This is a genomic window from Streptomyces yerevanensis, from assembly GCF_000716805.1.
GTDB classification, from domain to species: Bacteria; Actinomycetota; Actinomycetes; order Streptomycetales; family Streptomycetaceae; genus Streptomyces; species Streptomyces flaveus.
The window spans coordinates 164,883-176,999 of the sequence record NZ_JNWJ01000001.1 but is presented as its reverse complement, the minus strand read 5'-3'; the positions used below and the strand labels follow the sequence as shown (position 1 = coordinate 176,999).

Below are 12,117 nucleotides of genomic sequence, written 5' to 3'. Positions count from 1 at the left end.
GTCAGGTGGCCACGAGCCGCTCGTACGCCGCCAGCAGCCCGTCGACCGTCTCGCGGCCGGCGGGCCGCAGCGGTCCGCGAACCGGACCGGCGGGGAGGCCGAGGGCGGTGAGCAGGGCCTTCGCCGTGACCGTGCCGGGCAGGCCGGATGCCATCATCAACTCGATGAGAGGGATGGCACGGCGCTGACGCCGGGCGGCCTCCGTGGTGTCTCCCGAGTCGAACGCGTCCAGGATTCCCCGGAGTTGGCGGGGTGCGGCGTTGGCGACGGTGCTGATGTAGCCGGCGCCGCCGACCGCGTACAGCGGCAGGATGAACTCCTCGCAGCCCGTGTAGTACGCGAGATCCGTGCGGGCCAGTACCTTCTGGGTGCCGAGCAGGTCGTACGCACAGTCCTTGACGGCCACGATCCGCGGATGCGCGGCGAGGCGCAGCATGGTCTCCGGCTCGATGCGGGTGGCGGTGCGGCCCGGGATGTCGTACAGCGCGAGCGGCAGCCCGGAGGCGTCCGCGATCTCCCGGAAGTGGGCCTCGAGGGCTTCCTGGGGCGGCTTGCTGTAGTAGGGCGAGACCACCAACAGGCCGTCCGCGCCCGCCTTTTCGGCCTCCTGGGCCAGCTCGATCGTGTGCCGTGTGTCGGAGGTCCCGACGCCCGCCACCACCGCGGCCCGCCCTCCGACCGCCTCGACCACGGCCCGCACGAGCGCGGCCTTCTCGGCGTCCGTCGTGGTCGGCGACTCCCCGGTCGTCCCCGACAGCACAAGACCCTCGCATCCGTCCGCGACCAGCCGATCGGCCAGCGCCTGCGCCCCGTCCGGATCGAGCAGCCCGTCCTCGGTGAAGGGGGTGATCATCGCGCACAGGGCGCGGCCGAAGGGAGGGGCGGAAGGTGTGGTCATGTCCGTAGTTTCGGCATCCCGATGCTGAAGCTCCACTTAATTCTTCTACGAGATATCCATAAGGAACGCTGTGCGGTGAGCGAACGGGCGCTCTAGGAAGTCGGCGCCGTTTGAGTCACCATGGCGGGGACGGTAGTTGGTGATCGGTCACGGGAGGCGTTATGAGGCTGGGTAAGGCGCTCGCCACCGGAGTCGCGGAGGAGCAGCCGCGCGTGGACGAGGACGAGCTTCAACTCGCGGAGGAGATCGAGGAGTTGGAGCCCGCCGCCGAAGAGGTTCCGGTCGCGCGATGAGGTGGCGGCTCCCCGAGGAACGTCCGGCGGAGCCGCCCACCGGATTCAAGATCGCCCACCCGATGCTGTCGCAGGACGGCAGCCGGGCCGGGTTCACCGGTGTGTCGCTGGGCGGCGCGCTGCCGTACGGGGTGCTCGACGAGGCCCACTGCGTGTACGGGCTGCGGCACCGGGCACCCCATCGCCGCTGCGACTGCGGCTTCCACTGCGTGCACGACCGCACGGCGGCGGAGGCGATGCTGTGCACCGCCGAGCACCGGACCGCCGTGCTCCTCGAGGTGGCGGTCCTCGGCGCGTACATCCGCTTCGAGCTCGGGTTCCGTTACGCCCGGCAACGGGTCCGTACCGCCACGGTCGGCCCCTGTGGCTGCGGCTCCGTGGCCGTGGCGCTGGCCGACGCCGGATGGGGCAGGCCCGGCTGGCGGGCGCTGGCGGCGAGCTGCGCCGGATGCGTACGCGGCCGTCCCTCCGTATCCCTGGCGACCTTCGCGCGGCTCGGCGGAGAGGGGCTGCGGGTCCGGGCCGGGGGAGGTGTCGCACCGTCCGGCGCCGACCTGCCCGAAGGGCTCGGCGTGTCCGAGCTGACCGCCGAGGCCGCGCTGCTGCAGGCCCGGCTCGACTGGTTCCAGACCCAGCTGGCACGACTCGGCCAACCCGGGGCCGACCAGGGGTAGCGGCGGCTCGGCGGGGTACTCGGGCGTCCCGAGACGAGAGGAGGCGGGGCGTCGTGACCGAGACCATGCAGCGGCGGCCGGAGGAACACCACTCGGTGGGTGACCTCATCGGACAGGCCACCGAACAGCTCTCCGAGCTCGTACGGCAGGAAGTACGGCTCGCGAAAGAGGAGTTGGCGCAGAAGGGCAAGCGCGCGGGACGCGGCGGCGGGCTCCTCGGCGCGGCGGGCGCGGTCGGATATGTCGGCGTGATGGCGCTGGCCGGCACGGGCGTCGCCGCGCTGTCCCTGGTGCTGTCCGTGTGGGCGTCGGCGCTCATCGTCACGGCCGTGCTCTTCGTGATCGCAGCCGTCCTGGGCGTCACCGGCCGCGCGCAACTGCGCCGTGCCACGCCGCCCATGCCTGCGGAGACCCTCGAAAGCGTCCGGGCCGACGTCGACACAATCAAGGAAAGGGCGCATCGATGAACCAGCGGAAGGGCACGGACGCCGAGGGAGCCGGCAAGGCGGCCCGTGGCGCCAAGGGGCCGGAGGAATTGCGAGAGCAGATCACGCAGACCCGCGAGCAACTCGGCGAAACCGTCGAGGAGTTGGCCGCCAAGGCCGATGTGCGGGCTCGCGCCCGGGCGCGGCGCGCCGAGCTCAAGGGCAAGGCGTCCGAGGCCGGACATGCCGTACAGGACAAGGCGGCGCAGGCCGGGCACGTGGCTCAGGAGAAGGCCGCGCACGCCCGGCATGTGGCTCAGGAGAAGGCAGCCCATGCCCGGCATGTGGCCCAGGAGAAGGCGGCCGACGCCGGACACCGGGCGCAGGAGAAGGTCGGGCACACCGGGCACACCGTGCAGAGCAAGGCGACCCACGCAGGGCACGTCGTGCAGGAGAACGTGCCGCAGCCCGTCCGTAACGCCGCGACCACCGTCGTTCAGACCGGCCGACGGCATCCCAAGCCGGTACTGATCGCCGGAGCCGCTGCCGTGATCGCGGTGGGGATCCTGCGGCGGCGGTCCACCAGCGGGTCCAGTCACCGCGGCTACCGAGGCCGACCCGGTCATCGCGGTCGCCGCTGAACAGGATCACAGTCTCCGCTCTTGACCTGAACTTTGGTTGAGGTCAGAGGGTGGGTGGTGCTCGCACCGAGTACCGAATCACTGGAGGCTGTGATGACGCGCCGTACCGACGCGCACCCCGACCTGACCCGCCCTGAGGTGAAAGCCCCGTTCTTCAGCACCTGGCGGGTGGGGACGACCGAACGGCAGAAGGAGACCGTCGAGGCGATCGCCTCGACCTGGGAGAGCAGGCCCTGGCCGATCGAGGGCCTGCTCGGCTATTACGTCTACACCGGGCACGACGGCACGACCCTGCTGCACCACTCGCAGTGGGCCGACGAGCAGGCGTACGAGGCGTTCGCGAGGACACAGCGACAGGAGCGCGTCGACGAGATCGACACCGCAGTGCCCGGGATCGAGCGGGTGGCCCTCGGACGGTACCGGCGCTACCGCAGCGGTACACGGCCCGAGGCCGAGCCGCGCGTGCCGGGCTGCATCGTGATCGTCGATGTCGAGTTCGAGGGGTCGGACCCCGACCGGCAGCGCGCCTGGGTGGACGCCGTGTTCGAGGCCCTGGAGAGCGAACCGAACCAGCACCCCGGCGGGATCTCCGCCCACTTCCACCTGAGCACCGACGGCACGAGGGTCCTCAACTACGCGGAGTGGGAGAGCGCGCAGGCCCATATCGACGCCCTGGCCGCTCCCGGTGACGGCGTCGGATCGTCCACGTCGCAGTGGGAGCGCGTGCAGACGTTCCCCGGCCTGAAGAATTCGACGGTCAGCAGGTACTCGTACGCCCTCGGCCTCGTCCCCGAGTGACTCATCGCGCACCGCACCGGGCATACCCGCACCGCATCGGGCGTAGCCGGCCCACACCGTCTCACCGAAAGCTTGAACCGTCTGGACAAAAAAGTTTTCGGTCCCGATGCCGCTGAGGTTCCTCGCGGCGACGGCCGCGCTCTACGGGCACTCGGCCATCGCTCACACCTCCAGCACCAGCCGCTCTCCTTCCGGTGCACGCGAGACGCAGGGCAGCATGGCGCCGGCCGCACGTTCGGTGGCGGTGAGCCGACGGTCACGATGATCGACATGGCCATGGGTCACCCGTACCCGGCAGGTGCCGCAAAACCCCTGGCGGCAGGAGAACGGCAGGTCCGGCAGGGCCTCGTGGAGAACATCCAGGGCGGAGCGGTCGTACGGCACTGGCAGAACCCGTCCGGTGTCGCCCAGCTGAAGTTCGAAGGGACGGCCGTCCGTGATCGGGGCCGGGGCGAAACGCTCGAAGTGCAGGGCTGACGCGCGGCTGCCACCGAACGCGCGCCGAACGCCGTCGATCATGGGCGAGGGCCCGCAGCAGTACACCGCACCCGCCGCCGGGCTCAAGCTCAACAGATCGGCTGCTTCGGGCACGCCGGACTCGTCGTCAGGACGGATGGAGACCCGGCCAGGGGCTGCGGCTGCCAGTTCGGCCAGCTCTGCCGCGAAGGGCATCGAGCCGCGGCTGCGGCCGGTGTGCACGAGCCTCCAGTCCAGCCCGCGTCGGGCGGCTTCCCGAGCCATCGGCAGGATCGGGGTGATTCCGATGCCGCCCGCGATGAGCAGGACGAAAGCTTCGGCGGCGAAGGGGAAGGCGTTCCGGGGCCGCCCGGTGATGGCGACCCGCACACCGTCTCCGAGGGCGTCGTGCACTTCGGCCGAACCGCCTCCGCCGTCGGCGATGCGGCGCACCGCGATGCGGTACCGGTACCGGTCGGCAGGGTCGCCGCACAGCGAGTACTGCCGCTTGCGGCCGGAGGGCAGGCGCAGTTCGATGTGGGCGCCGGGCTGCCAGGGCGGGAGTGTTTCCCCGTCGGGTGCTGCCAGCCGCAGGGAGACGACATCCTCGGCCTCTTGGTGTTTGGCGTCGACCACCAGTTCCCGGATCACGGGCGTCTCGGTGGCCGGCGGGCGCCTGGGAGGAGTGCTGCGCCGCGCGAGGCCCGTGACCGCCTTGTCGCTGAAAGCCGCCAGCTTCCGCATGAAGGAGTCGCTGCGCGGTTTGCCGTACAGGTCCGGCGGCCGAGTGACGGGTGTGCCGATGTCCATGGGATGCCTCACTGGTTGCTGGGTCATCGGGCCGCCGCTCGGGCAGCAGGGGACGCCGCCAGATATGCGACCGCCAGCTGGGTCGAGCCCTCCTGGGTCGGGTGGTAGCCGGGGCGGAAGTAGCGCAGCACCGAGCGGGCGAACGCGCCCGGCCGGGGCAACAGGTCCTTGCGGGCCGCGGCCAGGTAGTCGCGGAAGCGGACCTTGACCCGATCGTCGAGTTCGGGGTCGGCGCTCATCAGGAAGCGGACTCCGCGGATCCACAGCCGGGTCAGCACCGGAGCGGTGACGAGCATGCCGACCACTCGGCGCCGGTACCGGGGATCGAGGTGCACCAGCAGGTCGAACGCGACCGAGCGGTGTTCGACCTCCTCCGCGCCGTGCCAGCGGAACAGATCCAGCATCGCGGGGTCCGCGCCGGCCTGGTCCAGGTGCCCGTTGCTGAGAATCCAGTGACCCATGTACGCGGTGAAGTGCTCGAAGGCTGCTATGAGGGCGAGCCGTTGGAGGAGGTGCGCGTGTGCGGCGGCCGGCGTCAGCCCCGGCCGGTCTCCGAGCACCCTTCGGAAGATCCATTCGGACTGCAGAGTGTACGGAGCCGGGTCAAGACCCTTGGTGAGCAGGTGTTCCAGGACCTCTTGGTGCGCCTCGGCGTGCATCGCTTCCTGGCCGATGAAGCCGCGTACGTCCTCGCGCAGCCGGTCATCGGTGATCAGTGGCAGTGCCTGCTCGAAGGTGCGCACGAACCAGCGTTCCAGCTCGGGGAGCATGAGGTGGAGCACATCGAAGGTGTGGGTCGCGAAGGGCTCACCCGGCAGCCAGTGCAGCGGGGTGGTGCCCCAGTCGAAGGTGACGTCCCGGGGTTGCAGCACCAGGTCGTGGTGGTCGATGGGCTCGGACGGACGCTCCGGGTGGGCATGTGCGGCTCGGAACATGACAGGTTCCTCCTCCGTCGGCGATCGGTGTGTGCGAAGGGGCGGTCAGGCAGTCGTCCAGTACTGCTGGTCTGTTGGTCTGTCAGATCGGGTGCGCGGTGTGGTCCGGACTGCGGCGGGAGCCGTCTTCGACGCGGTGGGCGAATTCCGCGATCCGGGACGCGATCTCCTCGGGGTGGCTGAGCTGTACCCAGTGCCCGGCGTCGATCGGGCGCCGTTGTATCTGGCGCGTCCAGTGCTCCACTCCGTACGACAGCACCGGGGTGACGCAGAAGTCCCGGGTGGGGACGACGAGTTGGATCGGGACGGTGGTCGGCCGGTCCCGGGGACGCAGCAGGCGGGGCAGCATGTTGGCGCGGTACAGCGCGGTGCCCGTCACGGCGTCGCGGGCCAGCGTCGGCGCGGGGTAGGGGGTGTGCCGGGGCACGCCTTGGGAGCCGGTGAGGAAGGCGCGCCAGCGGTGTCCCAGTGCTCTCCAGGTCAGGGCGGGCAGGAGCGGGAAATGGAAGTAGGCGATGTACCAGGACCGTACGGCCTGCCGCAGCAGCTTCGGCAGATCCGGATGCCGCGGCCGAAGGCGGGCCCGGATCAAGTGGCCGACGTGGTCCAGGCAGGGTCCGGAGATGGAGGTGAACGAGGCGATCCGCCCGGCCAGGCGGGTGCCGGTGACCGACTCCCAGGAGTGGATCGATCCCCAGTCGTGTCCGACCAGGTGCACCGGGCGGTCGGGGCTCACGGCGTCGAGAACCGCCTCCAGGTCGGCTTCCAGGCGGGACATCCGGTAGGCGCGCAGACCCCTGGGCCGGTGGGAGGCACCGGCTCCCCGCACGTCGAAGGCGGTGACGTGGAAGCGGTCGGCCAGGCGCTCGGCGACCGGGCGCCACACGGCGCTGGTGTCCGGATAGCCGTGGACCAGCACCACCGGAGGAGCCGTGGACGCTCCCCATTGGTAGGCGGCCAACTCCACGCCGTCCGCGGCGATCCGGCGGGCGGCCGGGCCGGTCATCGGCCACCACCGGCAGGGGTCAGTTCGCCGTAGTTCAGACCGCCGTGGACGAAGCTGGGCAGCACCGGCCACTGCCGCTTGAAGGGGGCCAGCTCGGAGGAGGGGAGGATTTGCAGCCAGCGCGGATCGCGCCGGCTGGGGTCGGCGAGGGTCTTCTCCTTGACCATGGAGTCGTACTGGTCGAGGGAGTCCTCCAGGGTGTTGGCGTTGGGCACCACCTCACGGCCGTAGAACGCGGCGTGGCGGCGCACCCCGGGGATGCGGGAGAGCTCGGGCTGCCAGTTATCGGCTGAGATGCCGTTCTCGGAGGAGACCCACACGCCGTCAGGGGTGTTCAGCACCAGGGAGTGGTTGCCGTCCGTATGCCCGGGGGTCCACAGCAGGCTGACGCCGACACCGAGTTCGACATCGCCGTCGAAGGCGGTGATGCGCTCGGCCGGTACCCCGTCCATGCCTCCGTCGACGTACCAGGCCCACTGCATCGGATGCATCGATTCGAAGGTGCCCAGCTCCTTGCGGTGCACCAACAACCGGGCGCGCGGGAACAGCGCTTCGCGGGGCGCCCGTTCGCCGGGAACGGTGCTGGTACTTCCCATGATCATGCGCACGTCCTGGACGTGCAGGTGGTCGAAGCTGACGAAGTCCACGTCCTCGGGTCGCAGACCGCAGGAGGGCAGGACGGTGTTCGGGTCCTGGTAGTAGCGGGCGAAGACGTGCTCGGTGAGAAAGTCCCCCGCCAGCCGCTTGAGCTGGGCGTAGAACGGCGCTTGAGCCGTGCCGGCGGCGACGGTCGGCTCCCACACCAGTGTTTTCAGCTCACCGTCGAAGCCGTCGAACTGCACGACGAGCATCCGGTTGACAATGCTCACGAACGGGTTGACGGCGAGCGCGGCGCCGTGGAAGCCGAACCGGGTCGGGTACGGGGCGGCGGCGATGTCGAAACTGCGGACGGCGTGGATGCGGCCCTGCTGGACGAACCGCTCACGGTAGGTGGCCGCGGCGCGACGCACGGCGCGCAGCCGGTCACCGCGGGGCCATACGTCGTGGACATCTTCGAATTCGGGGATGGGACGCGGAGCTGCGGCGTCCTGGGCCTTCTTCGTGCTGGGCGTCGCCGGCTTGGGCGTGGTGGTCACGGGCTCATCCTTCGGGATGGCGGGCGGTCCGGGTGCGCTGCTCGTAGGCCGCGCGGACCGACCGGTCGGACAGGGCGGCGAGCTGGTCGGGGACAAGGAGGTGATGCAGGGCGTCGCGGGCACGGCCCGGCAGCAGCGCGGCCAACCGGGTCAGGGCGGCCACCTGGCGTGGAACGAAGACCTCGAACCGCGGGCGCAGTACGACGTCGAGCACCGCGTCGGCCACCTGATCCGTCGTCAGGCGTCGGGTGGGGCCGGTCGCGGTGCCCACGGCCAGCTCGGTGTCCACGACGCCGGGCATCACCAAGGACACATGCACGCCGGTGCCGCGCAGTTCGGTTCTGACGGCTGTGCTGTAGCCGTGGACGGCGTGCTTCGTCGCCGCGTAGGTCGCCTCGCCGGCCGGGGCGACCTTGCTGGCGGCGGAGGCGATGTTCACCACGTGGCCGCGACCGCGTTTCCGCATCCCCGGGATCACGAGTTTCATCCCACGCAGTACGCCGTGGACGTTGACGTCGAACTGGCGCAGGGCGGCTTCCTCCGGTTCCTCCTCGAAGGGGCCCACCCACATGATTCCGGCGTTGTTGATCAGTACGTCGATCGGCCCCAGCCGGGTCTCGACGGTGCGCAGGAAGTCCTCGAAGGAAGGTGTGTCGGTGACGTCGAGAGACAGCCCGAGCGGTCGGCCACCGGGATGCGCGCCGATGGCACCAGCCGTCTCCATGGCGAGCTCCGCGTCGAGATCGCCGATCGCCACGGCGGCTCCGGCTGCGGCGAGCCGGGCTGCGACGGTACGCCCGATTCCGCGGCCCGCCCCGGTGACCGCGATCACTCGGCCGGTCAGCGGTTGTGTGCGGGGGAGCCTGTCGCGGTCACGGTCGCGGTCTCTTCGGCTGAACTTGTCCGGGTACCTGGGCGGTGCTGCCACGGTCGAGCCCCTTCCTTGCCCTGAGCATGAGCGGAACGCCGAGCGGCAAGCGGTCCCCAGGCCCACGCGTGTCTGACACGATGCCATGTCAGATGAACTGACAAGCTAGAGTGTCAGTTCAGAGCACACCGGTGTCAACACCTCTGCGAAGGGGAGACATGACGGGCACACAGACCGCCGGGCGGCGCTACGGCGGACGCGATGCGGCGCAACGACAGCAGGAGCGCCGCATCCGCCTCATCCAGGCGGGCCTCGACCTGTTCGGCACGGCCGGATACGCCTCGGTCTCCGTCAAGCAGGTGTGCTCGCATGCCGGACTGACCGAGCGCTACTTCTACGAGTCGTTCCGCGACCGCGAAGACCTTCTCGCCGGGGTCTACAACGAGCTGATCGCTACGATCACAGCCGAAACCGCGCAGGCCGCAGCCGCTGCCGCACCCGATGTCGACGCCCAACTGCGCGCCGGACTCGAGGTGTTCATCCGCACACTGGCCGGCGACGCCCGCAAGGCCCGTCTGGTGCTCATCGAGGTCGTGGGCGCCAGCCCCCGCCTCGAAGTGCGCCGCCGCGAGGTCCTGCACGAATTCGCCGCACTGATCGCCGCCGTCGTCGCACCGCCCCCTGACCCGGAAGCCTCCTCCAACCGGCTCACCATGACCGCGATGAGCCTGGTCGGCGGAGTCAACGAACTCCTCGTGGACTGGACGCTCGGCCACCAGAACGCCACCGTCGAAGAACTGATCGACCTGTGCCACACCCTGTTCATCGCGGCCTACCGAACCATCAGCGATCAGCCCTGATCACGCAGGCCCGGATTCCTTCAGGAGCTGTCTGCACCGGACGGCAGCCCACGGCCCCTGTTCAACGGACCGGAGCCTTTGGCGGCCCTGTTTCGATCAGGCAGGCCGGCGAGACCGCCTGGCAGGGCTGGCTGAACAGCGTCTTCGCCTGAGCCGGTACGGGCGTATGCGCGAGGTGGAAAGGGAACGAGCCCGGCCCCCCGGACGACGGGGCCGGGCTCGTCCGCGCACAGGGACTACGGCCTGAACCGGAGCACCTGCGGGTCGTGGTCGCTGATCTGGTCGGAGAACTCCGCGTTGATGTGCACGCTGTCGTAGCTGAAGTCGCAGTACTTACGGATCGACGGGCTGATCAGGATCTGGTCGAGGACCTGGCTGTTGCCCTGGAAGTCGTAGCTGTAACGCTCGCTCTTCGGCAGGGACTTGATGGCCGAGTAGAGGACGCCGTCGTCCTCCAGGAGCTTCGTCGTCTGAGAGAACTCGAAGTCGTTGATGTCGCCGAGCGTGACGACGGACGCGTTCTTCTGCGCCGCGAGGATGTCCTTGACGAAGGCGTTCACCGACGTCGCCTGGAGGTGGCGCTGGGTCTCCGAGGAGCGGACCGGCGGCTGGTACTGGGAGTGCAGCGCCTGGTCGCCGCCCTTCGACGCGAAGTGGTTCGCGATCACGAAGACCGTCTTGCCGCGGAAGACGAACTCGCCCGCGAGCGGCTTGCGGCTGTTCTTCCACGCCTCGCCCGCCGGGTCGATACGGCCCGGGGACGCCGTGAGAGCCGCCTTGCCGTACGTCTTCGTGACGCCCACGGCGGTCGTCGCGTCGCCGCCCGCACGGTCGGTGAAGGAGACGCGCTCCGGGTTGAAGAGGAACACCTGGCGTATGTTGCCGCCCGGCTCGCCGCCGTCCGCGAGGTTGACCGGGTCGATGGCCCGCCACTCGTAGGCCGGGCCGCCCGCCGCGGTGATCGCGTCGGTCAGCTTGCGCATCGTCTCGTCGGCGGCGACCGTGCCGTCGTTCTTCGCGCCGTTGTTGTCCTGGATCTCCTCCAGGGACACGATGTCGGGCGACTGCAGGTTCTTCACGATCGCGGCCGCGTGGTCGGCGAACGAGTCGTCCGTCGGGTCGAGGTTCTCGACGTTGTACGTCGCCACCGCCAGCTCGCTCCGCGACTGCTTACGGGTCGTCTCGCGCTCCAGTCCGCCCTCGGCGACCGTGCCCAGGGTGCGGGCGGTCAGCGTGTAGCCGCCGAACTGGGTGTAGTCGAGCGGGCCCTCGGTGGCGCCCTTCAGGGTGTCGCCGACGTTCGCGGTCGGGAACGGCTGCGTGGCGGTCGGGATCAGCGACTGGATCTGCAGCCGGCCGGTGTTCTGCGAGTCGTACGAGCCGTAGACGGTGCCGCCGCGACGGCTGGGGTTCTCGTACGGCTTCACCGTCACCCACAGCTCGGAGAACGGGTCGGTGGCGGTGACCACGCGCGACGAGCCGATCTTGACGTTCATGCCCTCCAGGGACTCGTACAGGTCGAGGGCGTACTTCCTCGGCTGCAGGGTGAGCCCGTTGACCGAGCCGTTCGCGTCCTTGTCGCCCGCGGGCGCGTACGTGTCCGGTACGGAACGGCTGCTGATGGTCGTGGCCGCCGGGAGTGCGTTGCCGCTCGATTCCACGGTCACCGTCGGCTTGGTGATCTCCGTGACCGACTGGTTGCCCGAGGACGTACCGCCCGGCACGAACTCCGTGACGGTGCCCGAGACCTTCACCGAGTCCCCGACGGCGACCTTCGGCGTGGAGCTGGTGAAGACGAAGATTCCTTCGCTGGTGGCCGGGTTCTTGTCCGCGGCAGGGTCCTGGATCCAGAAGCCACGGGACGAACCGTAGGTCCGTACGCCGGTCACGATGCCGGTCACGTCCGTGACCTGCTGGCCCGCGAGCGGGGATGTCCGGGTGCTGCCCTGGATGTCGTGGACGGCCACGGCTTCCGCCTGGGCGGAGCCGGTGAACACCACGGCGGAGACGGTGGAACAGATGGCGGCGACGGTGAGCGCGGCTATGCGCGCGGAAGACTTGCTGGGCAACGGAATCCCTCCGGGGACGTGCGTGAGCGCCGGGACGAGGGTGGTGCAAGGGGCTGGTGGATCTGGTGGAGCCTGCGGAGCAGTAGGGCTCTACGCGCGTCAATCTCGTGTGTGGCCAGGTTACTTGTCAAGGTTTCAGCCATGTACGGGTTCTGACAGGTTCATGAACTAGGCCGCATGGGTTGAAATCCGTCTAGGCTGAGACTGCGGTCAGGGGCGGCCGGAGACACGACGTCCGGACGGCCGCC

At 69.8% G+C, this 12,117-nt stretch carries 13 protein-coding genes; 6 read left to right on the top strand and 7 right to left on the bottom strand.

Annotated features, from left to right (window positions below):
* Window position 1: 1 nt before the first annotated feature.
* The gene (gene dapA / locus OP79_RS00830) at window positions 2–898 is read right to left on the bottom strand and encodes a 4-hydroxy-tetrahydrodipicolinate synthase (protein WP_033317890.1); all 897 of its coding nucleotides are present in this window, start codon (window positions 896–898) and stop codon (window positions 2–4) included.
* 161 nt (window positions 899–1,059) lie between these two features.
* On the opposite strand from dapA, the gene OP79_RS57985 reads away from it, so the two are divergent.
* From OP79_RS57985 to OP79_RS00810, 5 genes are all read left to right on the top strand, one after another.
* On the top strand, window positions 1,060–1,191 hold the full coding sequence (locus OP79_RS57985) for a hypothetical protein (protein WP_281193003.1): 132 nt from the start codon (window positions 1,060–1,062) through the stop codon (window positions 1,189–1,191).
* Complete coding sequence (locus OP79_RS00825; protein WP_033317889.1) at window positions 1,188–1,865, top strand: hypothetical protein; 678 nt, start codon at window positions 1,188–1,190, stop codon at window positions 1,863–1,865. Before OP79_RS57985 ends, OP79_RS00825 begins: the two co-directional genes overlap by 4 nt.
* A gap of 53 nt (window positions 1,866–1,918) precedes the next feature.
* Window positions 1,919–2,332: a phage holin family protein gene (locus OP79_RS00820; RefSeq protein WP_033317888.1), complete on the top strand. Its 414-nt coding sequence runs from the start codon at window positions 1,919–1,921 to the stop codon at window positions 2,330–2,332.
* Complete coding sequence (locus OP79_RS00815; protein WP_051744287.1) at window positions 2,329–2,931, top strand: DUF3618 domain-containing protein; 603 nt, start codon at window positions 2,329–2,331, stop codon at window positions 2,929–2,931. Before OP79_RS00820 ends, OP79_RS00815 begins: the two co-directional genes overlap by 4 nt.
* Before the next feature lie 93 nt (window positions 2,932–3,024).
* Window positions 3,025–3,729: an antibiotic biosynthesis monooxygenase gene (locus tag OP79_RS00810; RefSeq protein WP_033317887.1), complete on the top strand. Its 705-nt coding sequence runs from the start codon at window positions 3,025–3,027 to the stop codon at window positions 3,727–3,729.
* 162 nt (window positions 3,730–3,891) lie between these two features.
* Here OP79_RS00810 and OP79_RS00805 read toward each other — a convergent pair whose 3' ends face one another.
* The 5 genes from OP79_RS00805 to OP79_RS00785 all read right to left on the bottom strand — a co-directional run bounded on the left by OP79_RS00805 (window position 3,892) and on the right by OP79_RS00785 (window position 9,000).
* Window positions 3,892–4,995, bottom strand: a complete 1,104-nt coding sequence (locus OP79_RS00805; protein ID WP_033317886.1) for a PDR/VanB family oxidoreductase — start codon at window positions 4,993–4,995, stop codon at window positions 3,892–3,894.
* Window positions 4,996–5,018: 23 nt separating this feature from the next.
* Window positions 5,019–5,930 (bottom strand): metal-dependent hydrolase, encoded by a 912-nt coding sequence (locus OP79_RS00800; protein WP_033317885.1) that lies wholly within the window; start codon window positions 5,928–5,930, stop codon window positions 5,019–5,021.
* 82 nt (window positions 5,931–6,012) lie between these two features.
* Window positions 6,013–6,936, bottom strand: coding sequence for an alpha/beta fold hydrolase (locus tag OP79_RS00795; RefSeq protein WP_033317884.1), 924 nt, complete (start codon window positions 6,934–6,936; stop codon window positions 6,013–6,015).
* The gene (locus tag OP79_RS00790) at window positions 6,933–8,072 is read right to left on the bottom strand and encodes an MBL fold metallo-hydrolase (protein ID WP_033317883.1); all 1,140 of its coding nucleotides are present in this window, start codon (window positions 8,070–8,072) and stop codon (window positions 6,933–6,935) included. The genes OP79_RS00795 and OP79_RS00790 overlap by 4 nt, the downstream gene beginning before the upstream one ends.
* Before the next feature lie 4 nt (window positions 8,073–8,076).
* A complete protein-coding gene (locus OP79_RS00785) occupies window positions 8,077–9,000 on the bottom strand; it encodes an SDR family oxidoreductase (RefSeq protein ID WP_211270710.1) in 924 nt (307 codons plus the stop codon).
* 158 nt (window positions 9,001–9,158) lie between these two features.
* Here OP79_RS00785 and OP79_RS00780 point away from each other — a divergent pair, with 158 nt between their 5' ends.
* Window positions 9,159–9,800: a TetR/AcrR family transcriptional regulator gene (locus OP79_RS00780; protein ID WP_033317882.1), complete on the top strand. Its 642-nt coding sequence runs from the start codon at window positions 9,159–9,161 to the stop codon at window positions 9,798–9,800.
* 236 nt (window positions 9,801–10,036) lie between these two features.
* Here OP79_RS00780 and OP79_RS00775 read toward each other — a convergent pair whose 3' ends face one another.
* On the bottom strand, window positions 10,037–11,869 hold the full coding sequence (locus tag OP79_RS00775) for an endonuclease/exonuclease/phosphatase family protein (protein ID WP_033317881.1): 1,833 nt from the start codon (window positions 11,867–11,869) through the stop codon (window positions 10,037–10,039).
* Window positions 11,870–12,117 lie beyond the last annotated feature (248 nt).